Below are 18,240 nucleotides of genomic sequence, written 5' to 3'. Positions count from 1 at the left end.
GTCTTTTTTTTTCGGGAGGTCAGAGCTTTTCGATCCGCTCGGTTTTGTCTACGGGGTCGTTGATGTTGGGGTCGGCCTGCTTCTTGCCGTTGAAAAGGGTTTCGGTGAGAGCTTTGATTTTATCGATCACTTTGCCAAAACCGTATCCGACCAAAAACGACAGGCCGACTTTGGCAGCCAGAGAGTCGGGAACTTGCATCAGCATAATGCCGCTTTTGAACAGCAGAATGATCATGATCGCCGTGCCGCCGCACAGAAACGGCCGCATGACGTACCAGTACGCCCATCGTCGGTTGAAGCGGTGGTAGAACTCGTGGAAGATGCGCAATTCATACAGCACGCCGCCGATGGCTCCGGAGAGACCGTAGTAGACGTATTCTTTGAGCTTGAGGAAGTCGATGCCGAGGTAACGAGCATCGAGCAACCCGCTGTGAACCGCCGCCATCCCCCAGAAGCCGCCGATGAACCAGATGAGCAGGTACGCGAAGATACCGACTTTGAGAATTCGTTCTCCGTTCATCAGAATCGCCACCTTTGTACCATATCTTATGGTTCAAAGGGTGCTAATGTGCGAGATCTGGAGTACACTGTTTGAAAAGGACAGAGGAGGTGATGGAGTGCAGAGTCTGGGAAAAACGGCATGGGTGCTGACCGGGTGCCTTTTGTTGAGTGGATGTGGTGTTTCAAAGGAGCCCACGGCGGGGTTGCCGTCCGTGACGGAGATCGCGCCGCTGTCGGTGGCGGCAAGTCCAACAGCTGTGACGGCTCACGAGATCGCGAACGTGCCGATCTTGAAGCAAGGGCCGGAGTTGCCGACGGGATGTGAAGCGACGTCGCTTACGATGTTGTTGCAGTACGAGGGGCTGAACGTGGACAAAACTCAAGTGGTTTCGAAGCTTCCAACGGTCGCGGTGCCAAATTATGAAGGCAGTGACGGCGACGAAATGGTGGGCGGCGACCCGAACCGGGGGTTCGTGGGAGACCCTTTTACCGACGAGGGGTATGGGGTGTTTCACGAACCGATTGCCGACGTACTGGCGGAGTATCTGCCGGGTCGAGCGCGAGATTTGAGCGGCAAGTCGTTTGACGAGGTGCTGGCGGCGTTGGCGGACGATCATCCGGTGGTGGCGTGGATGGCGATGGACCTCGCCGATGTCTCCACGGCGTATGTCTGGAAAACGGAAGACGGCGAAGAGATTCAATGGAAAGTGCCCGAGCATTGCGTGTTGTTGACAGGCTATGAGGAACACTCCGTCACCGTCCACGATCCGTACAGCGGGCAGATTGTCCACTATGACCGCGAGCGATTCCGTCAAGTTTGGGAAGACATGGGCTCGCAGGCGGTCACGGTGCAGAGCAAGGCATAGCGTTTTTTAGAAATACGATTTCATGAGGGAGTCGACCCATTCCGGTGTCCGCGCACGTAGACGACGTTGTCTTCGATCTTGACCCATTCGACGGCGGTGATCCCGCATGGCGGTCACACTCCTTTTTCCTTCGCTACTACGCGAAAAAAAGCCGTTCCCCTTCGTCGGGAACGGCTTTTTTTGGAAAAAGGGTCTTATTGGCCGATGAAACGGATCGTGTCAAAGCCGATCGAGACTTTGTCGCCCGTGTTGTCGCCGAGCTTCACGTAGCCGGCGGTGCCGGTTGCGAAGTTGTAGGTGCCAAGCGAAACCCATTGGTTGGAGTACAGGCTTTGGTTGACCGTTTTGGTCACGACGCCGCCGTTGTAGTGAATTTCGTACTTCGCTCCGGTCGTCGCAGCGTAGTTGGACGGGATGAAGACTTTGACTTCGTAGTTGCCCGCCACCGGGATGGTCGGCTTCCAGGTCGCGTAGTTGGAGATGACGGTGCCGTTGCCGTTGGTGTAGTTGATTTCGTTGTGGAGGCCGTAGCCGGTGATCGGGTGCCAGTATTGAGACGGGCCGCTGAACGTGAAGGCACCGGATGCGGTGTCTTGGTCATCGACGTTGACGACGGTCCAGTTCTTGGAGACGCCCGTGATTTTGGTCATGTATTTGTTCCAATCCCAGTTCTTGCCCGGATCGGTGTGGTCGTTGCCCCACAGTTCCGAGTGGGAGAGGATGTGTTCGCGGTCCATCGGGATGCCGTAGCGTTGGCAGATCGATTTCACCAAAGCGGCCGAAGTCGTGTACATCGCATCGGTGTACCAGCCGGTTTGCGCTTCGTAGCCTTCATGCTCGACGCCGATTCCGTTGGTATTGAAGGAGCGCGCGTGCCATGCGATGTCTTTTTCCTGAACCATCTGGGTGATCTGACCGTCGGAGGAACGGACGACATAGTGCGCCGAAACTTGCGCCGCCGGGTCTTTGAACCAGTTGATGGAGCCGGAGTAGGAGCCTTCGGTGTCATGGATGATGACATAGTTGATCGGATTCGAAGTCGGACGGGTCGCCACTTGGTAGTTGGAGGTGGACGCCGGGTTCCAGATCGCGCCCGAGTAGTCCGGAGTTAACGTTGTCACCGAAGTGAGGCCGTACTCGACGTTGGTGTACGCGCCTTTGTTCGGAGCAAGGGTTTTGTCGCCTGCGACGGAGAGAGTGCCGCCTTCGATGGTAAGCGATGTGCCTTCCTTCAAGACGCGGAAGACTTCATCTGCAAACAGAACTCCCTCTTGCTTTTGAGACGCGCCTTCAAACGAAGCGACCGCTTCATACCAGTCGTTGAGGTTGGAAGTCAATGACTTGCCGAGGTCTTTCTGAGCTTTCGCGAGTACGAAAGCACCGCCGCGGATGTTCAAGGTCGGGTCGGACTCGAGGTCTTTGGCTTTGACGCCCAGTTGCTTGGCCGCATCGCTCAGCGCTTTTTTGAAGGAGTTGTCGCTCAGGTGCATAAGCCCTTTGCCGTTGCCGTGTTCAGACGCATCCAACTCGGTGTCCATCTGCCAGCGAGACTCGGTGTAGGAAACTGCCATCAGCAATTCCTTCGGAACGTTAAATTCCTTGGCAGCCGCTGCGAATGCATTCTCAAGCGTCGGAGCGGTTGCCAGAGTTTTGCTGTCCGATTGTGCCGCAAACGTCGGAACTGCCGTTCCGCTGACAGCAAGGGTAAGTGCAGTGGTCGCGAGGACCGAAACCCATTTTTTCATATTGGAAGTGCCTCCTCTATTGTATAAGCGAACTTTTTATGAATTCAGAATATCTTAGTTTTGTTCTTTTGTCTATAAATAAAGTAGTAGATATATAACTTTGATTGCAAATGAATACAAGGGAAAAAATAACAAATTGCAACGGCACGAAGAGGAATTGCAGAATTAATTTCGAATATGGTTGTAGAAGTGTGAAGTACAGGGAGGGGGCGTCTTCGTGACAACTGCCTATTTTCAAGAGACAACCGCAACTTTGCGTTCGTTTTTACCGAGTTTAATTGAAGAGATGGAGCGCCGCGTGCCGTATGCATCGGTCGTTGTGCTCTCGACGACGGGAACCCGGATTGCTGTCGACTATACCAAGGAATCGGTCGATCCGTTCACACCGAACGTCGGCGCGGTCATCACCGTGTACGACGGGGAACGCTTGTGGGAACATGCCACGCACGACTTGACGCGCGACAATCTCTACCGCCGCGCGATGGCTTTGGTTGAACAAGCGTTGCCGGTCAAAAACGGTCCGAATTTGCAACTGGGTGAAAAACGTGAGGGCCACTATATCGCCAAAGCGGCTCGTTTGCCTGAAAACGTATCGCTTCGTGAGAAGTTGGAACTTTGCAAAGAGCGCCTCGCGTTCGCCAAAGGTCTTGATTCTCGCTTGTCCAACGTCTTGGTTGGCTACACGGAGATGCGGGAACAGAAATTGTTCGTCGACCGTCATACGCTGGTCTCGCAAGATTTGACCCGCATGGCGTTGAACGCGTTGGTATTTGCTTCCGACGGCACCACGCAAGATTGGGACGTGGCGGCCACTTCGGGCTCCGGCGGGTTTGAGCGCATCGTGCTGCCGGATGAGAGCTTGGTGATTGCCAAGGACAACGCTCTCCAATTGTTGACGGCAGAACGCATTCAGCCGGGTCTCTACGATTGCATCACCGCGCCGTTCGTCAGCGGATTGATTGCGCATGAAGCGTTCGGGCACGGTACAGAGATTGATATGTTCCTCAAGGACCGCGCCAAGGGCCGGGAGTATTTGAACCGCCAAGTGGCGGCCGAGTGCGTCTCGATGTATGACGACCCGACGGTGGAGGGTGCGTTTGGCTCGCACTTTATCGACGACCAAGGGCAACTTGCATCGCGCACGACGATCATCGAGAACGGCATTCTCAAACAAGGCATCGGCGACCTTTACTCGACTTCATTGTTAGAATTGCCGCGCACTTCGAACGGCCGTCGCGAATCGTACATGCGAAAAGCGTATTCGCGCATGACGAACACGTACTTCGGGCAAGGGCAGCATTCGCTCGACGAAATGATGGCGGACATCGACGACGGCATCTATCTTGAATCGGGTGAAAACGGCATGGAGGACCCGAAAGGCTGGGGCATCCAATGCACGATTCACTTGGGCCGTGAGATCAAACGCGGCAAATTCACGGGCAAAGTCTACAAGTCGATCGGTCTGACCGGCTATGTGCCGGAATTGCTGTCGAGCATCTCGATGGTCGGCGGAGACTTCCATCTCGGCCCGGGCACCTGTGGCAAAGGCCACAAGGAATGGGTTCCGGTCACCGACGGCGGTCCGCATCTTCGATTAAAGGGGCGATTGGGCTAATGGCATTGCAAACCGGACAGTTGATCTCTGACCTGATCGAGCATTTGAACCAACACCCGGACGTCGCGCAATGGTCGGTTCTGCAGGAGCAGAAGCGGGAGTGGCAACACTATTTGATTCAAACACGTCCGGAAGCGACTCGTGAAGTCACGCAGGAAGTCTACAAAGTGACGCTCTACCACACGCATCCGCATCCGTCGGGCGAGGGGACGTCGATGGGCGTTTCTACGATCACGTTGACCGATTCCGATCTGCCGAACATCCCCGCCAAGATTGAAGAGGGCTTGCTCTCGGCGTCGCTCACCAACAACGAACCGTGGACGATTCCGCAACCGGAGCACTACCCGGATGTGCCGCTCGTCGATGAAGCCACGCTTCAAAATCCGTTTGGCACGCTCGAAGCGTTCACCGCCGAACTGTTCCAAGCGGTGGAGAAGGAAGACGGCGTGCGCATGTCGGCCGCTGAGATGTTCTTCGAAGAGATCACGCTTCGACTCTTCAACAAAGAGGGCGTCCAAGTCGAGCAGCGTGAAACTTCGTTCCTCGTGGAAGTCGTGCTGCTTGCCAAGAGCGGGGAAAGCGAAGAGATGGAGCACTGGTTTGTGGAGAAGCGCCGTCGCATCGAAGACCTCAACATTGCAGAACTGATTGCGGAAAACGCGCAATACGCGCGTGACAGCATCGTCGCCGAACTGCCGAAGACGTGGTTGGGTCCGGTCGTCATCTCGTATTCGCAATTTGAAGACCTGTTCTCGCCGTTGCATTTCCGTTCCGGTGCGCAATACAAATATATGAAGCTCTCCAATCTGGTGCCGGGTGAGAGTTTCTTTGGCGAGGCAGAAGTTGAGGGCGAGGCGTTCAACGCGTCGTTCTCTTCGGTGCTGCCGTATGGCAATCGTTCGTATCGCTTCACCGGCGAAGGTTTGGCGGGACGTGAAGTGGCGGTTGTCGAGAACAACGAATTCCGTCGCTACATCTCCACGAAGCGCTATGCCGATTACCTCGGCATTGAAGCGACTGGCGAAGCGGGCAACCTCGTCCTGCAACCTGGCACGACGCCGGAAGAGGATCTGGTCAAAGGCCCGGTCTATTACATCGTGGCGTTCTCGGCGATGATGCCCAATACGTTCACGGGTGACTTTGCTGCGGAGATCAAGCTCGGGTACTACATCGATGAGCACGGCAACCGAACTCCGGTCAAGGGCGGGTCGGTCAGCGGGAACATCTTCCACATGCTGACTCATGCCAAGTATGCGCAAGAGAGCGTTTTCAGCGGGGGCTACCAAGGACCGGTGTCGATTCGTTTTGAAAACCGCTTAACCATCGCGGGCGAATAGCAGAAAAAACCTCTCCAATTGGAGAGGTTTTTTTATGGAAGAGACGGAAAAGTTCGGATATAGCAGAACGGCGTACAAACACGATGGCATCGTATATAATACCACTAGACAAACGAGATTGAGACGGAAGGGAAGTTTGACAGATGAGCCAAGAGACGACCCAAGGCCTGCCGCCCAAGCGCATGGTGGAGTCGAGAGCGGTCAAGGCGAGCATCGTCTTGCCACCTGATACCAATAACCACAACACGATGTTCGGGGGCAAAGTAATGTCCTACATCGACGACATTGCCGCGATCTCGGCGATGCGTCATTGCCGCCAGCGCGTGGTTACGGCTTCGACCGACTCGGTGGACTTTTTGCACCCGATTCGATTGGGGGATTCGATTTGCCTCGAATCGTTCGTAACGTGGACGCACAAGACCTCGATGGAAGTGTTCGTGAAAGTGACGGCGGAAGACTTGATGACGGGGCATCGCGCGATCTGTGCGACTTCGTTCCTGACCTTCGTTGCGCTTGACCCGGACAACCGTCCGATCGTTGTGCCGCCGGTGTTTCCGGAGAGCGAAGAGGAGAAGTTCCTGCACGATTCCGCCCCGGCCCGCAACGAAATTCGTCGTGAACGCCGTGCCACGTCCCGTGAACTCGCGGAGAAATTCCACCTCGCGAAACCCTGGGAAGTGTAAAACCTGAGGCTATGAAAAAGAGACCAAGGCACGCACGCGTGCTTTGGTCTTTTTTTTCGAGGTCTCATTTTGTTGAGGGGTCTGTTAGTTTTCGAAGACGGTTTTGCCACCGATGACGGTGCGGATGACGTTGGTTTCGAGGATGGCATCCGGCTCCGAGGTCATGATGTCGCCGTCGAGGATCGTGAGGTCGGCGAATTTGCCGGCTGTGATCGTGCCTTTGACGTCCTCTTCGCGTGTGGCGTAGGTGCCGCCGATGGTGAAGAGGTGCAGGGCTTGTTCGATGCTCAGTTTTTGCTCGGGGCCGTAGCCTTCGTGTGTTTCGTTTGGCTTGCGACGGGTGACGGCGGCGTGGATGCCAAGCAACGGTTCAATGGGTTCAATCGGTGCGTCAGAGCCGCCGCCGCAGAGGAGCCCGGCTTCGAGCAGGGTTTTCCACGCATAGGAGGTCGGCCAATAGTGCTCGGCGATGCGTTCCTTCACCCACGGGAAGTCGGACGGGACGAAACGAGGTTGCAAGTCGAGCGCGAGGGAGTCGCCGAATTTTTTCATCCGTTCAATTTGTTCCGGGCGCAGAACTTGCGCGTGGATGAGACGATGGCGGTGAGTGGCGACCGGATTCTGCTCCATGGCGTTGAGCACGATGTCGGTCGCGCCGTCTCCGATGGCGTGAACGGCAATCGGCATGCCGTGTGCCGCAGCTCGGCGGGCGATGTCGTTCATCTCGTCTTGCGAGAGAATCGCGGTGCCGTGCGTATGCGGGGCATCCGGGTACGGGAACGACATCAGGGCCGTGCGACCGCCCATCGCGCCGTCTGCGAACATTTTGACGGCACCTACATTGACCCACTCGTCTCCGTCGCCCGTGGTCATGCCCGATTCGATAAACTCGTCGAGAAATTCATAGTAGACGAGATGGTTGGCACGCAGGCGGAGGTCTTCTCCGACGATCAGTTCACGGTACATGTTCCACGTGTTCGCCCACCCGCCGAGATAGCGGAGGTCTTCTGTATGCACGGAGGTCAAGCCGTGGCGCAACGCGTCTTGGACACCAAGGCGCAGCGCGCTTTTTAATTCGTCATAGCTCATCTTCGGGATCGCGGCACGGAACGGACGGTAGGCGTTTTCGAAGATCATGCCGGTGAAATGGCCCGCTTCATCTCGACCGTACGCACCGTCAGACGGATCGGAGGAGTTTGAGTGAACGCCTGCTCGTCCGAAGCCTTTCGTGTTGGTGAGGAACGCATGGTTGCAGATGCGTGTGAGGAAGATCGGATGGTGCGGTGCAGCTTCGTCCAGTTCGGCGAGCGTTGGAATGTGGCGGTCGGCGAAGTTGTTTTCGTTCCACCCGATGCCGACGACCCACTCGTCCTGCTGCGCACGAGCTGCCCATTCGCGGATGAGTCGGAGCATGTCCTCGGCGGACGTGACGTTCGAGAAGTCGAGTTGCGAGAGCTTGAGGCCGTGGTTGGAGACGTGTAGATGGTTGTCGATCAGGCCCGGCAGCACGGTCGCGCCGTCGAGGTCGATGACTTGCGCATCGGCGGAGGCGAACTGCAAGCGAATGTCCGCATTGGAGCCAACTGCCAAGATGCGTCCTTCGCGGACCGCGATGGCTTCGGCACGGGGTTGGGTTGAATCCATCGTGTAGACACGGGCGTTTGTGAAGATCGTGGTCATGGTGGCAATTCCCCTTTTTTCTATCATTATACTTGTTGACCACCGGGCGCGCACAATCTACAATGGATGTTAAATGGACTTTTTTCGAGATTAGAAAGTAGGGAGAGCCAGATGCAAGAGGCTTTTATTTTTGATACACGACTCGGTGTGAATGTATTGCGCCCCGATCTTGATTGGACGAACTACTCCGAAGAGGAGCGCCGCAAGATCATGACGCGTTGGGCGATTATGTGTTCGGGGATGACGATGCGCATCTCCGAACTGGAAGTTGAGATCATGGAGAAGCTGGACGCGATGTATGAAGCGAATGACGCGGACGAAATGCATCGTCTGAATACGGAGATGATGGAGATCGCAAGCGTTGTGTGCGACCTCAACATCCTCTCCAGAAGCGTGTACGCCGATCTCGCCAAGGCACACTTCTAAGAGAAGGAGGTGCGGCGGGATGACAGCCAGATTTGAATTTGTTTTCAACGAGCGATTGGGCATCCAGATCCCCGTCCAGCACCACGAATGGCACGAGTACACCCGCGCGGAACAGGAAGACCTGATCCATCGCTGGGAGAGCATTCGCTCTCGAATCCCGGACCGCATCAAGGAGTTGGAGGAGATCATCGAAGACCGCCAACTGAAAATTGCCGTCGAGGACGATTGGGATCGTGTCGTGGAGTTGTACGAAGACGTGTTCTTCATCGCCAGTGTCATCAACGACCTGAACAACTGGATGAGGTTGGAACCGTCCACAACGGACGAAGAAGGTCACGGATTGGCCGAAGAACATGCAAGTCGAGAAAAGGATTAATCCACAGCGGAGAGGGTAGCGGAGGCGCGAATGCGCGAATCATCCGGTACCTTTTCCGTCTATCTGCTGGCAGAACGTGGTACACTAAGAGTGCCGATGAAGGGAGAGCTACATATTGGATACCAACCAGATTCTCGCCGCTTTGCAGCATTCTCCGCTGCCGGAGCGGATGGGCAATTTTGAACGCACCCGTACCCCGCAAGAACCTTTGCAGGTGGACGAGGGCGAATATTTGATCGTCGAGTACCGCCATCTCCAGCATGACGCGCTGTTTCAAGTCGTGATGCGCGGGAGTGAGGCGCAGTTTATTACCGTGTTGAACGGAGAAGTCAATCCGCTTCAGACGGTGTCGATCGAGGAAGCAGGACATCTCCTGCGCCGCGATCTGTTGATGATGCTCGAAGACTTGGATGACGAGCTTTGATTACGACGAGAATGAAGCGGAGGCCACATCATTGCAACTCCTGCTGATCGACGGAAACCATATCATGTATTCGGTTCTGTTCCGTCATATCGCCAAAGCGAAAAAGCGCGGCGACTATGAGGAAGCGACCGAACGCATCGTTGAAAAAGCCTGCCAGCAGTTTACGGCGACGATGCGCAAGTTGGCGCGGCGGTTCAAACCTACGCATATGATCGTGATTTTTGACAATGACGGGCAAAACTTCCGCCACCGCCTCTCGCCGATCTACAAGGCGAACCGCAAGGAACGGCCCAAGGAAGTCTACCCGTTGAAGCAAGCGATCTACAAAAAGTTTCAAGAGGACGAAATTCCGTATCTGTACGCACAGGATTACGAAGGGGACGACCTGCTGGGGACGATCTCGCTACGTGCGGAGCAAGCGCGCACGTTCCGTCGCATCATCCTCTGCTCGGGCGACATGGACCTCGCGCAGTTGGTGACGACCAAGACTCAGCTCTACCAGATCAACTCGGGCGTTTTCACCGGCACTTGGGTCACGCACAAGAACGTCAAGGACATCGTGCAAGTCGATCCCAAGAAACTTCCGGAGATTAAAGCGCTGCTCGGAGACCGCACAGACAACATCAAGGGCATCTCCGGCCTGCGTCGTCCCAATGCGCTGCGCGTCTTGGAGACGTATCCGAAACTGACGGACTTCCTCGACAATGACAAAGCGCGCAACAAAACGGAATCGTTGATTCTCAGCCATCGTCAGCACGTTCTGACCAACTTGGAACTCGCCCGCATCCGTTGCGACATGCGCTTCTATCTGCGCTGGGAAGACTATCTCGTCTCGAACTGGTGGGAGAAGGACGGAAGCAAAGCGTTTTACGCGAAGCATGCCGACTTGGAGCACGAGGACCGGGACGAAGACAACGAGGTCGAAGAAGTCGCTCTGACGCAAATGGCCCCCGCGATTGCGGAGGAAGCAACGGCGGAGACCAAGCCGAAGCGCAAACGCAAACGCCGTCGCAAGCCGAAAAGCCAAGGCGCGGGAGAAGCAGTGGCAACGGCGGAAACATCCGTTGAAAAAACGGACGCTCCCTCTGCAACCGCTCCCGTCGCGCAAACGTCCGATGAGGCAGTTGCGACTGCCGAGGACAAACCGAAAAAGAAACGCCCCCGCCGCCGACGTCGAAAAAAGCCGGCGAACGGACCTGCGTCCTCTCCGACGGAGCAACCGGTATAAGCCAAAAGTCCCAGCGCAGCTGGGGCTTTTTTTCGAATTCTCACTTTTTTACGAAATGAGGAGGAATGAGAGCATCCGCTGTCAAAAATTTAATTAGAATAAACCCGAAGAGCGGAGGCGAAACGCTTGAAGTCCATGACCGAGGAAACAAATGATCACGCCTGCCTCGTTTTGGAAGAATTGATGGGGGATTTGATCGGAGCTCTCGACGAAACGTCCCACGTGGACATGGAGGCTCTGGTCGCTCCTTATGGCCGGCATGCGTATGAAAAAGGGTATGCGTTGGCCTGTGAAGGTATGGAAATGCAGGAGATGTTGCAACTCGGCCAATCGGTACGGAATCGGTTGCTCAAGGACTTGTACCGACATATGCGGCAATGGCCGGAAGATATGGCCTTGTCCCGAATGCTCCAAGCTTCCTCCGCTTTCTCGCTCTATACGAACCAATTTCTCTACGGGTACGAAGCTCGCAAGAAGGAATTGTTCACACGGCAATCGGAGCAACAGCGCAACCAAGTGCTGAACTCTCTGCCGCTTTCCGTTGTCATCTATGACAGCGAAGGCTATTGTGTATTCGCCAATGAGCGCTGTCTGCAGAACAACCGTGTATCGTTGGAAGAGCTCGTGGGCAAGAATCGCAATGATCTTGCCGACCAATACAACGAGACCCCTGACCCTGAAAACACGTGGGCGCGTGTACTCGCAGGGAATCGTGTCCATATGCGACTCGAATCGTTTGGGGACGAGGGACAATCGCTCAATGAGAAAGACTTCGTGCCGCTCGTCGAGCCCAACGGCGACGTCTCCGGCGTCATCGCCGTCACGTATTCATCTGTCTCTGAGAAGGAACGCCTCTACAACCTGCAACGGCAGTTCAGTTTCGTCTTGAACTCGATGAACAGCGGCTTGCTCATCTTGAACTCCGAAAGCCGAGTGGCCGGGTTCAATGAAAAAGCCCAAGAGATCTTCGGCCTCTCCGCGGAGGAAGTCATCGGCACATCCTTGAACGAACTCTACGCCACCTACATAGATCAACAGGACCGCGAAGTCGTCGAGTTTCTCAACTCGCTCGTCGACCGCGGCCTGCCCATCCGGGACATCCAGCGGACGATCAAGATGCGCGACCGCACGTTGACCCTCCGTCTGGACGGCAACCCGATTCTCGGCACCGGCGGCGTTGCCGTGGGGTACATCTTGATCTTCGAGGACATGACAGAGTTGCTTGCGATGCGCGAGGCGATGATGCGCAACGAGAAGTTCGCGCTGATCGGCCAGTTTGCCGCCGGGATAGCCCATGAGATTCGCAACCCGCTGACGACGGTGTTTGGCTTCTTGCAATTGTTGGCTGCCGGTTCCGTCAAGCACGAGAATTTCGCGAATCTCACCCGCACGCTGTTGATCCCGGAGTTGGATCGGGCGAACACGATCCTCTCCGATTTCCTCATGGTCTCCAAACCCACCGCCCCGCAGCGGACCGTCGTGGATACGGCGAGGTTCTTCGAAGAAGTGGTGCGGTTGGTGGAGTCGGAGGCTCATCTGCGCGGCGTCGTTTTGGAGATCGAAGAGGCGGACGAATTGCCGGAATTGAACCTCGACGTCCAGCAGATGAAGCAAGTCTTCCTCAACCTCTGCAAAAACGCCTTCGACGTGACCCCGCCCGGCGGCAGTTTGCGCTTGACGGCGAAACAGCTCATCACCGACAATCACATTCGCTTCGACGTCATCGACGAGGGGCCGGGGATTCAAGCGGACGACCTCTCGCGAATCTTCGACCCGTTTTTCACCACCAAGGAACACGGCACCGGCCTTGGCTTGCCGATCTCACACCGCATCATCGAAGGTCACGGCGGCAAACTCAAAGTCCGTTCGGCGGCAGGAGCAGGGACAACGTTCACGATCCTGATCCCCGTCGGCAGATAGGCTTGTAAGCTGGAAAAAAAGACCCACACGTCCCGCGACGTGTGGGTCTTCTTTTAGACAAGCACGAGGTTCTCGACACCGTAGAGAATTCCGTCCTCACCGGCGTGTTTGGTGCGGTAGGGGGCGATGGCGAGCAGATCGGGATGACCGTTGCCCATCGCGATGCCGCGTCCGACGAATTGCAACATCTCGCGGTCGTTGAGGCCGTCCCCGAATGCGGCGGCTTGGGCGGGAGTGAAGCCGAAATGGTCGAGCAGCGTGGAGATGCCGACCGACTTGTTCACACCGCGCGGGTTCAAGTCGACCGCCCAGGTGCGCCAACGGTGGAGGAACACTTCGTCCTCGTAGCCGTCGGTGTAGAGCTTCTGTTGTTCTTCGTCCACGAAGCCGATGAACTGGTAGATGTCCGGCACTTCGGCAAGCGACGAGTAGGTCAGCGGTTGGAGAAAGCCGATCTCGGCGTCCGCTTGTTGGAAGTAGGGGCATTCGGCGGAGCTTGAGATGAGCATTTTCTCAGCGCCGTAGAGCAGGAACGAGTGGCCTCGAACGGCTGCGCGCTCCATCCATTCCACGACGATCTCGCGGGGGAACGGCGTTCCGTAGATCGTCTCGCCTCGGTAGCCGACGTGTGCGCCGTTGCAGGTGACCGCCCAGTCGATGCCGAGTTCCACGCGCACCGAGGCGATTTCAAATTCACTGCGTCCGGTGGCGAGCACGGGGAGGATGCCTTGGGCTTTCAAGAGATCCACGGCCCGCTTGGCGGAGTCGGGGATTTTTTTCTGATGCATGAGAGTGCCGTCGACGTCGAAGAAAACGATCTTGATGTCGGAGTCGCGCGTGTCGCGGTTCAGTTCGAGATTCGATTCACGTACCATCTGTCTGTCGCCTCCACGGAAGACACGCGGTAGGTGCGCCCGCCTTCTAAGATAATCAAATACGAACTTTGCAACATCCGTCCGATCTCATCCGGATCGAGCGGACCTTCCCAGCACATGCCGTCTTGGGTGGTCAGGTCGTGAATCTGCAAGATCTGGTTCAAAAAATGCACTCTCGCCGTCGCCACCTGCACCGCCCGCTGACCGGCCGGGTGTATATGAATCGTAGCTTTATAGTCTGCCATATGGTTCACCTCGGAACCTATTCTACCACACTCCTTGAAACCTTTGACCCCGTGATTCGTAGTACTATTCATCCGAATCTCAAGGAGAGATGAAACATGTATGTGGCAAGCCGGTACGACCGATATTGGGCGATGGCGGCACACTTGTCGATATTGTTGCTGCCGTTCATTGCACCGATTGTGATCTTGATTCTGCGGGCGAATTCGAAATTTGTCCGTCATCACGCGACGCAAGCACTCCTGTTCCACTTCGTGTGGTTGATTCTCATGACGATCTCCGGGTGGTTGTGCTGGATTCTCATCGGGTTCCCGATGCTGGTGGTCTTCGGGCTGATGGGCATCTGGGGGACGATTCGCGGAATCTTGGCCGCACTCAACGAAGAACGCTATCACTACCCGATTACCGGGAATTGGATTTAGTTCCACGGGTATCCTAAGGAGGTACCTTGTGTGAAAGGGGTGTCGTCATGGAAAACAGACAACAAGTTCTCGACAACCTCTGGGGCTCGCTGTCCGACATGCCTCGGATGAAGCTCAACGCGCTGCTCGCCCAGATGGGTCTCGCCAAGACGATGTACGCCAAACTCGCAGACGAACAGGCGAGGAAGCTGACTCTCGGCATCCTTACCCGCTTTGATGATGCCACGTTGCAAGAAGTGGTGCCTCTCGTCCGCGCGTAACACGAGGTCAGGAGGCCGTCTCGCGGCCTCCGCCATACTTCCTTAGGAGGTCACAGCGATGGAACCTTACGCATGCCCCTCGTGCCGCAACAAAATGCGGTTTCACATCCTCGACCAACAGCCGGTCTCTGTCAAACTTCATCCGCAAACCGGCGAGCTGGTGGGGTATATCGACGAAAGCGACATGATGGCACAGCCCTATCGCGGCGAGCATCGCCTCGTCCAATGCGCACTCTGCGGGCTGAACGGCGGAGAACCGCTGTTCGTAAAAGCGGCGCAACGGATGTAATCCGCGCCGAAACTCATTTCAAAAAAGCGAGCGGAGACCGCCCTGTCGTGGAAGCGATTCCCGACGGTTGGCGGTCTTTTTTCGGGCGTTTGGGCGTAGATTTCGTGGTATACTGGACGAGAACTGAATGACCCCTTTTTGACAGGTATGGGAAGAGGAGGATGAGTCCTCGTTGGGTAAGCACTTGATTGCAATCCTGTTCCGTCCGAGGAAGACTTTGGAGCGTGTGTTGACGGAGCGCAGGCTGGATCGTTCTCGGGGCACGACGTGGTTGCTGATCGGGCTGAATGTGCTGGTGATGTTCGTGTTCGCCGTGTTTTTCTTCCGATTTGTCGATCGCAACCGGGAACCGGCGTTTTACTTTGAAGAAGAACTGCTGGCTCATTTGGCGATGTGGGTGGTCTTTGGCGGGCTCCTCATCGGCAGTCTGACCTATGCGTTGGTGACGCTGGGTCTTGGACGGGTGTTTTTTTCGTGGATCGTGCGGATCGGGTTGCGCATCTCCGCGCACGACCACTACCCGACCGATCCTGAACATCGCAAGGAAAACGGCCGACTGCTGCGCTTGATCCATCCCTATACGACTTGGATCAACTTCTGGCCGAAGTTGCTGTCGATCTTGCTGGCTCCGCTGTTGTTGCTGCTGCCGGGATATGCGATGATGCTCGATCCCGAAGCACCGATTCACCTCGCACCGTCGGCGATGGTCGCGACGTATTGGGTGACGCTCGGCTTGTGGTGCGTCTTCATCTTCCTGCAAGTGGGGATGTGGGTGTATATGATCATCGCGCGCACGATCGCGATTCAGAAAATTTACGGGATTGGCGCAGGTCAGGCGTTTTGGGGGCCGTTGCTCCTGTATGGGTTGCTCCTTTTGGCCGGGGTGGCGATCTGTGTGTTCCTCGTTCTGCTCAACAATCTCTTGGGCGGGGTCGCGCCGTACGCTCCCGACCCGACACCCGATTTTAGCTCTCATCTTGGTTTGTAGACAGGAGGTTTCATCTCGCATATGGCTGATTTTTTCAAAATAATCTTCAAACCGAACGCCACGCTTGATAAGTTGCTCACGGAACGCAGCATGAGGAAGTCATGGCAGGCAACATGGTTGATCGTGGGCGTCTCAGCGGTGTTCTACTTGCTGTTGTTCTTGCTGGGTGGAAGCAAGGCGTTTGCTCCCTATGAATTCATGAACGAACAGCTCGGGTTGTTCGACTCAACGAAAAGTATAACGCTTGCGATTTCCTTGGTGGTCTGGTTCCTGACGGTCGTCTGGCTCTTGATCGACTCGGTGTTGTCCCGCTTCTGGTTTGCGTGGTATGTACGCATGGGTCTGCGCATGGTCGGAGGCGAGACGTATGCAACGCTTACCCCTTCGGAAAAAAGCGAGAAATCTCGCCTCGTGCAACTGATCCAGCCGTATACGTACTCGATCTGTTTGCTTGTGGGCTTCCTCGGAACTCTGTTGTCCCTGCTGGTCTTGCCGGAGAAGCAACCGTTCACGGAAGGCGTGGACCCGACACAAGTCATCGTCCAGATGCTCGGCTCTTCCGTTACGTCGATCCTGTCGCTCGGGGCGATCGCGTACAGCATCGTCCAGCGCGTGTTCGCCATCCGCAAAATTTACGGCGTCTCGGGAGCCAAAGCGTTCTGGGGTCCGTTTATCCCGTATGCGATCTCGTTTGTGTTGATTTTCTTGGTTGTTGTGGTGTTCTTCATCCTGCTCTTGCTCTTTGCGACAAACAACTTCGAAGGCGTTACAACGTTTTGAGGCAAAAAGAAAACCGCCACGGTGCTTACCGGGCGGTTTTTTTCGTCGTGGGGACAAAATGGTCTCGGGTGATCTCGAGGAACGCCCGCATGGCGGGGGAGACCCACTTGCTTTTGTGGTAGAGCAAGATCGTGTGGACGTGGACGGGAGTTCCCGCCCACGGCAAAGCGACGAGGCGGTTGTCGGCGAGCTCTTGGCGGACGACGACTTCCGGCAGTTGGGCAAGCCCGATGCCGGTGATGACGCACTGCTTGATCGCTTCGAGCGACCCGAACTCCAACTGTTGGTCGAGGTAGATGCCGTGCGCGTTCAACTGGGTTTCAAACATCGTGCGGTACGTGCAGCCGACTTCGGTGAGGAAGAGAGTTTCTTCCTTGAGATCGGTCGGGTACACCGCTTTGCGAGCGGTCAGCGGGTGCTGTGGCGGGGCGATCAGTTTGATCGGCTCCGGCACCAGCACTTCGGCGTGCAGGTCGTTGCCTTCCGATTTCTCCTCGTCCAGCAAGAACGCCAGATCCAGTTCGCCGCTGCGAATTTGTTGGCGCAACTGCCAGCACAGACCGGGGCGAAGTACGATCTTGACGTTTGGAAACTGACGGCGAAATTCTTGCAAGAGCGGGGGGAGACGGAAGGCGCAGAGCGATTCCGGAGCCCCGATCGTCAGCGTTCCTTGCGGAACTTGGGCTTGTAGCAGATCGGCTTTGGCCGTTTCGACGAGCTTCTGAATCTCGACGACGAACGGCAACAATTGCGTGCCCGCTTCGGTCAAGACGATGCGTTTGCCGAGCCGGTTGAACAGTTGAACCCCGAGTTCTTCCTCCAACGCTTGAATCTGGGCTGTGACGCTGGATTGCGCATAGCCGAGCAGTTCGGCCGCACGTGTGAAGCCTTTGACTTCCGCTACGACCTTGAACGTGTTGAGATGACGCAGTTCCATTGCGCGACCCGTTACGCGAGTCGCCCGCGCACGGCGGTGACGACGGACTGACGGAGGGAGACCACGTCTTGCTCAATCTGGTTGCGGGTTGCGGTGAACTGAGATTTGCGTTCAAGGTCTTTGAGACCCGGCAAGTTGATGTCCACGGTCAACAGCGCCGATTGCGCGGCCGCTTCGAGCAACAGAGCCGCTACACCGAGGTCCGAAATGACGTTCTTGTTTGCGATTTCGGCAATAGACTGGGAAGTGACCAGTGCGTCGCGGCAGAGTTCCGCGAGGCGAAGCGGCACAGCGGTCGCCGAGATGGCGGCGGACTGAAGCGCGAGCGAGCGGGACGCTTTTTGCTCCTCGGTGTCCTTGGGCAGTTTGAGGGCGATCATGTAGGCGTCGAACGACTGCATGTCAGACTCGAGCAGTTCGTCGCATTCGCGAATGTTCGCCGCCATTTCGCTTGCGATCTTCTGCATGTCGGCTTCCAGTTCGGCGAACTTCGCGCCTTGGGTGAGGTTGGCGACCATCGACGTCATCGAAGCGCCGAGCGCTGCGGCCAGAGCTGCGACGCTGCCGCCACCCGGAGTGTGCGAGTTCGAAGCCGCGGCGGTGAGGAACGTGCGAATCGGTTGGTCAAATGTGCTCGTGGTCATG

The 18,240-nt window shown here is 56.3% G+C and carries 21 protein-coding genes; 14 read left to right on the top strand and 7 right to left on the bottom strand.

Going from position 1 to position 18,240, the window contains the following annotated elements:
• Window positions 1–19 precede the first annotated feature (19 nt).
• Complete coding sequence (locus tag JJB07_RS07675) at window positions 20–520, bottom strand: hypothetical protein (RefSeq protein ID WP_201633182.1); 501 nt, start codon at window positions 518–520, stop codon at window positions 20–22.
• A 97-nt stretch (window positions 521–617) separates the two neighbouring features.
• Here JJB07_RS07675 and JJB07_RS07670 point away from each other — a divergent pair, with 97 nt between their 5' ends.
• A complete protein-coding gene (locus JJB07_RS07670; protein ID WP_201633179.1) occupies window positions 618–1,367 on the top strand; it encodes a C39 family peptidase in 750 nt (249 codons plus the stop codon).
• Between the two features lie 194 nt (window positions 1,368–1,561).
• Here the strand turns inward: JJB07_RS07670 and JJB07_RS07665 are convergent, their stop codons facing one another.
• On the bottom strand, window positions 1,562–3,112 hold the full coding sequence (locus tag JJB07_RS07665; RefSeq protein WP_201633176.1) for an N-acetylmuramoyl-L-alanine amidase: 1,551 nt from the start codon (window positions 3,110–3,112) through the stop codon (window positions 1,562–1,564).
• A gap of 217 nt (window positions 3,113–3,329) precedes the next feature.
• Here JJB07_RS07665 and JJB07_RS24380 point away from each other — a divergent pair, with 217 nt between their 5' ends.
• From JJB07_RS24380 to JJB07_RS07650, 3 genes are all read left to right on the top strand, one after another.
• On the top strand, window positions 3,330–4,727 hold the full coding sequence (locus JJB07_RS24380; RefSeq protein WP_201633173.1) for a metallopeptidase TldD-related protein: 1,398 nt from the start codon (window positions 3,330–3,332) through the stop codon (window positions 4,725–4,727).
• Complete coding sequence (locus JJB07_RS07655; RefSeq protein WP_201633170.1) at window positions 4,727–6,064, top strand: metallopeptidase TldD-related protein; 1,338 nt, start codon at window positions 4,727–4,729, stop codon at window positions 6,062–6,064. The genes JJB07_RS24380 and JJB07_RS07655 overlap by 1 nt, the downstream gene beginning before the upstream one ends.
• Window positions 6,065–6,207: 143 nt before the next feature.
• The gene (locus tag JJB07_RS07650; RefSeq protein WP_201633168.1) at window positions 6,208–6,747 is read left to right on the top strand and encodes an acyl-CoA thioesterase; all 540 of its coding nucleotides are present in this window, start codon (window positions 6,208–6,210) and stop codon (window positions 6,745–6,747) included.
• An 84-nt stretch (window positions 6,748–6,831) separates the two neighbouring features.
• On the opposite strand, the gene JJB07_RS07645 is transcribed toward JJB07_RS07650, so the two are convergent.
• The gene (locus JJB07_RS07645; protein ID WP_201633165.1) at window positions 6,832–8,427 is read right to left on the bottom strand and encodes an amidohydrolase; all 1,596 of its coding nucleotides are present in this window, start codon (window positions 8,425–8,427) and stop codon (window positions 6,832–6,834) included.
• Between the two features lie 111 nt (window positions 8,428–8,538).
• Here JJB07_RS07645 and JJB07_RS07640 point away from each other — a divergent pair, with 111 nt between their 5' ends.
• The 5 genes from JJB07_RS07640 (at window position 8,539) to JJB07_RS07620 (ending at window position 12,801) form a co-directional block, all read left to right on the top strand.
• Window positions 8,539–8,853: a hypothetical protein gene (locus JJB07_RS07640; RefSeq protein WP_201633162.1), complete on the top strand. Its 315-nt coding sequence runs from the start codon at window positions 8,539–8,541 to the stop codon at window positions 8,851–8,853.
• Between the two features lie 19 nt (window positions 8,854–8,872).
• Window positions 8,873–9,229: a hypothetical protein gene (locus tag JJB07_RS07635; RefSeq protein ID WP_201633159.1), complete on the top strand. Its 357-nt coding sequence runs from the start codon at window positions 8,873–8,875 to the stop codon at window positions 9,227–9,229.
• 115 nt (window positions 9,230–9,344) lie between these two features.
• Window positions 9,345–9,653, top strand: a complete 309-nt coding sequence (locus JJB07_RS07630; RefSeq protein WP_201633156.1) for a hypothetical protein — start codon at window positions 9,345–9,347, stop codon at window positions 9,651–9,653.
• Between the two features lie 31 nt (window positions 9,654–9,684).
• Window positions 9,685–10,881, top strand: coding sequence for a 5'-3' exonuclease H3TH domain-containing protein (locus tag JJB07_RS07625; RefSeq protein ID WP_201633154.1), 1,197 nt, complete (start codon window positions 9,685–9,687; stop codon window positions 10,879–10,881).
• Window positions 10,882–11,016: 135 nt separating this feature from the next.
• Complete coding sequence (locus JJB07_RS07620) at window positions 11,017–12,801, top strand: ATP-binding protein (RefSeq protein ID WP_236587940.1); 1,785 nt, start codon at window positions 11,017–11,019, stop codon at window positions 12,799–12,801.
• 53 nt (window positions 12,802–12,854) lie between these two features.
• On the opposite strand, the gene JJB07_RS07615 is transcribed toward JJB07_RS07620, so the two are convergent.
• Both JJB07_RS07615 and JJB07_RS07610 read right to left on the bottom strand, forming a co-directional pair.
• On the bottom strand, window positions 12,855–13,676 hold the full coding sequence (locus JJB07_RS07615) for a Cof-type HAD-IIB family hydrolase (RefSeq protein WP_201633148.1): 822 nt from the start codon (window positions 13,674–13,676) through the stop codon (window positions 12,855–12,857).
• Window positions 13,649–13,921 (bottom strand): hypothetical protein, encoded by a 273-nt coding sequence (locus tag JJB07_RS07610; RefSeq protein WP_201633145.1) that lies wholly within the window; start codon window positions 13,919–13,921, stop codon window positions 13,649–13,651. The genes JJB07_RS07615 and JJB07_RS07610 overlap by 28 nt, the downstream gene beginning before the upstream one ends.
• Before the next feature lie 96 nt (window positions 13,922–14,017).
• Here JJB07_RS07610 and JJB07_RS07605 point away from each other — a divergent pair, with 96 nt between their 5' ends.
• From JJB07_RS07605 to JJB07_RS07585, 5 genes are all read left to right on the top strand, one after another.
• Window positions 14,018–14,341 (top strand): DUF4870 domain-containing protein, encoded by a 324-nt coding sequence (locus JJB07_RS07605; protein ID WP_201633143.1) that lies wholly within the window; start codon window positions 14,018–14,020, stop codon window positions 14,339–14,341.
• Between the two features lie 47 nt (window positions 14,342–14,388).
• A complete protein-coding gene (locus JJB07_RS07600) occupies window positions 14,389–14,601 on the top strand; it encodes a hypothetical protein (RefSeq protein ID WP_201633141.1) in 213 nt (70 codons plus the stop codon).
• A 58-nt stretch (window positions 14,602–14,659) separates the two neighbouring features.
• Window positions 14,660–14,890: a CBS domain-containing protein gene (locus tag JJB07_RS07595; RefSeq protein ID WP_201633138.1), complete on the top strand. Its 231-nt coding sequence runs from the start codon at window positions 14,660–14,662 to the stop codon at window positions 14,888–14,890.
• A gap of 172 nt (window positions 14,891–15,062) precedes the next feature.
• The gene (locus JJB07_RS07590; protein ID WP_201633135.1) at window positions 15,063–15,878 is read left to right on the top strand and encodes a hypothetical protein; all 816 of its coding nucleotides are present in this window, start codon (window positions 15,063–15,065) and stop codon (window positions 15,876–15,878) included.
• A gap of 21 nt (window positions 15,879–15,899) precedes the next feature.
• Window positions 15,900–16,658 (top strand): hypothetical protein, encoded by a 759-nt coding sequence (locus JJB07_RS07585; protein WP_201633133.1) that lies wholly within the window; start codon window positions 15,900–15,902, stop codon window positions 16,656–16,658.
• 25 nt (window positions 16,659–16,683) lie between these two features.
• On the opposite strand, the gene JJB07_RS07580 is transcribed toward JJB07_RS07585, so the two are convergent.
• Window positions 16,684–17,595, bottom strand: coding sequence for a LysR family transcriptional regulator (locus JJB07_RS07580; RefSeq protein WP_201633130.1), 912 nt, complete (start codon window positions 17,593–17,595; stop codon window positions 16,684–16,686).
• An 11-nt stretch (window positions 17,596–17,606) separates the two neighbouring features.
• On the bottom strand, window positions 17,607–18,239 hold the full coding sequence (locus tag JJB07_RS07575) for a cyclodeaminase/cyclohydrolase family protein (RefSeq protein WP_201633127.1): 633 nt from the start codon (window positions 18,237–18,239) through the stop codon (window positions 17,607–17,609).
• Between the last annotated feature and the right edge of the window lies 1 nt (window position 18,240).

It is taken from the genome of Tumebacillus amylolyticus (assembly GCF_016722965.1).
Taxonomy (GTDB): Bacteria; Bacillota; Bacilli; order Tumebacillales; family Tumebacillaceae; genus Tumebacillus; species Tumebacillus amylolyticus.
This window is presented reverse-complemented; position numbering and strand designations above follow the sequence as displayed.

Coding starts and splice junctions, on each gene's coding strand:
- JJB07_RS07675 (WP_201633182.1), bottom strand. CDS start 520: ATGAACGGAGAACGAATTCTCAAAGTCGGTATCTTCGCGTACCTGCTC.
- JJB07_RS07665 (WP_201633176.1), bottom strand. CDS start 3,112: ATGAAAAAATGGGTTTCGGTCCTCGCGACCACTGCACTTACCCTTGCT.
- JJB07_RS07655 (WP_201633170.1), top strand. CDS start 4,727: ATGGCATTGCAAACCGGACAGTTGATCTCTGACCTGATCGAGCATTTG.
- JJB07_RS07650 (WP_201633168.1), top strand. CDS start 6,208: ATGAGCCAAGAGACGACCCAAGGCCTGCCGCCCAAGCGCATGGTGGAG.
- JJB07_RS07645 (WP_201633165.1), bottom strand. CDS start 8,427: ATGACCACGATCTTCACAAACGCCCGTGTCTACACGATGGATTCAACC.
- JJB07_RS07640 (WP_201633162.1), top strand. CDS start 8,539: ATGCAAGAGGCTTTTATTTTTGATACACGACTCGGTGTGAATGTATTG.
- JJB07_RS07635 (WP_201633159.1), top strand. CDS start 8,873: ATGACAGCCAGATTTGAATTTGTTTTCAACGAGCGATTGGGCATCCAG.
- JJB07_RS07620 (WP_236587940.1), top strand. CDS start 11,017: ATGACCGAGGAAACAAATGATCACGCCTGCCTCGTTTTGGAAGAATTG.
- JJB07_RS07615 (WP_201633148.1), bottom strand. CDS start 13,676: ATGGTACGTGAATCGAATCTCGAACTGAACCGCGACACGCGCGACTCC.
- JJB07_RS07610 (WP_201633145.1), bottom strand. CDS start 13,921: ATGGCAGACTATAAAGCTACGATTCATATACACCCGGCCGGTCAGCGG.
- JJB07_RS07605 (WP_201633143.1), top strand. CDS start 14,018: ATGTATGTGGCAAGCCGGTACGACCGATATTGGGCGATGGCGGCACAC.
- JJB07_RS07600 (WP_201633141.1), top strand. CDS start 14,389: ATGGAAAACAGACAACAAGTTCTCGACAACCTCTGGGGCTCGCTGTCC.
- JJB07_RS07595 (WP_201633138.1), top strand. CDS start 14,660: ATGGAACCTTACGCATGCCCCTCGTGCCGCAACAAAATGCGGTTTCAC.
- JJB07_RS07585 (WP_201633133.1), top strand. CDS start 15,900: ATGGCTGATTTTTTCAAAATAATCTTCAAACCGAACGCCACGCTTGAT.
- JJB07_RS07580 (WP_201633130.1), bottom strand. CDS start 17,595: ATGGAACTGCGTCATCTCAACACGTTCAAGGTCGTAGCGGAAGTCAAA.
- JJB07_RS07575 (WP_201633127.1), bottom strand. CDS start 18,239: ATGACCACGAGCACATTTGACCAACCGATTCGCACGTTCCTCACCGCC.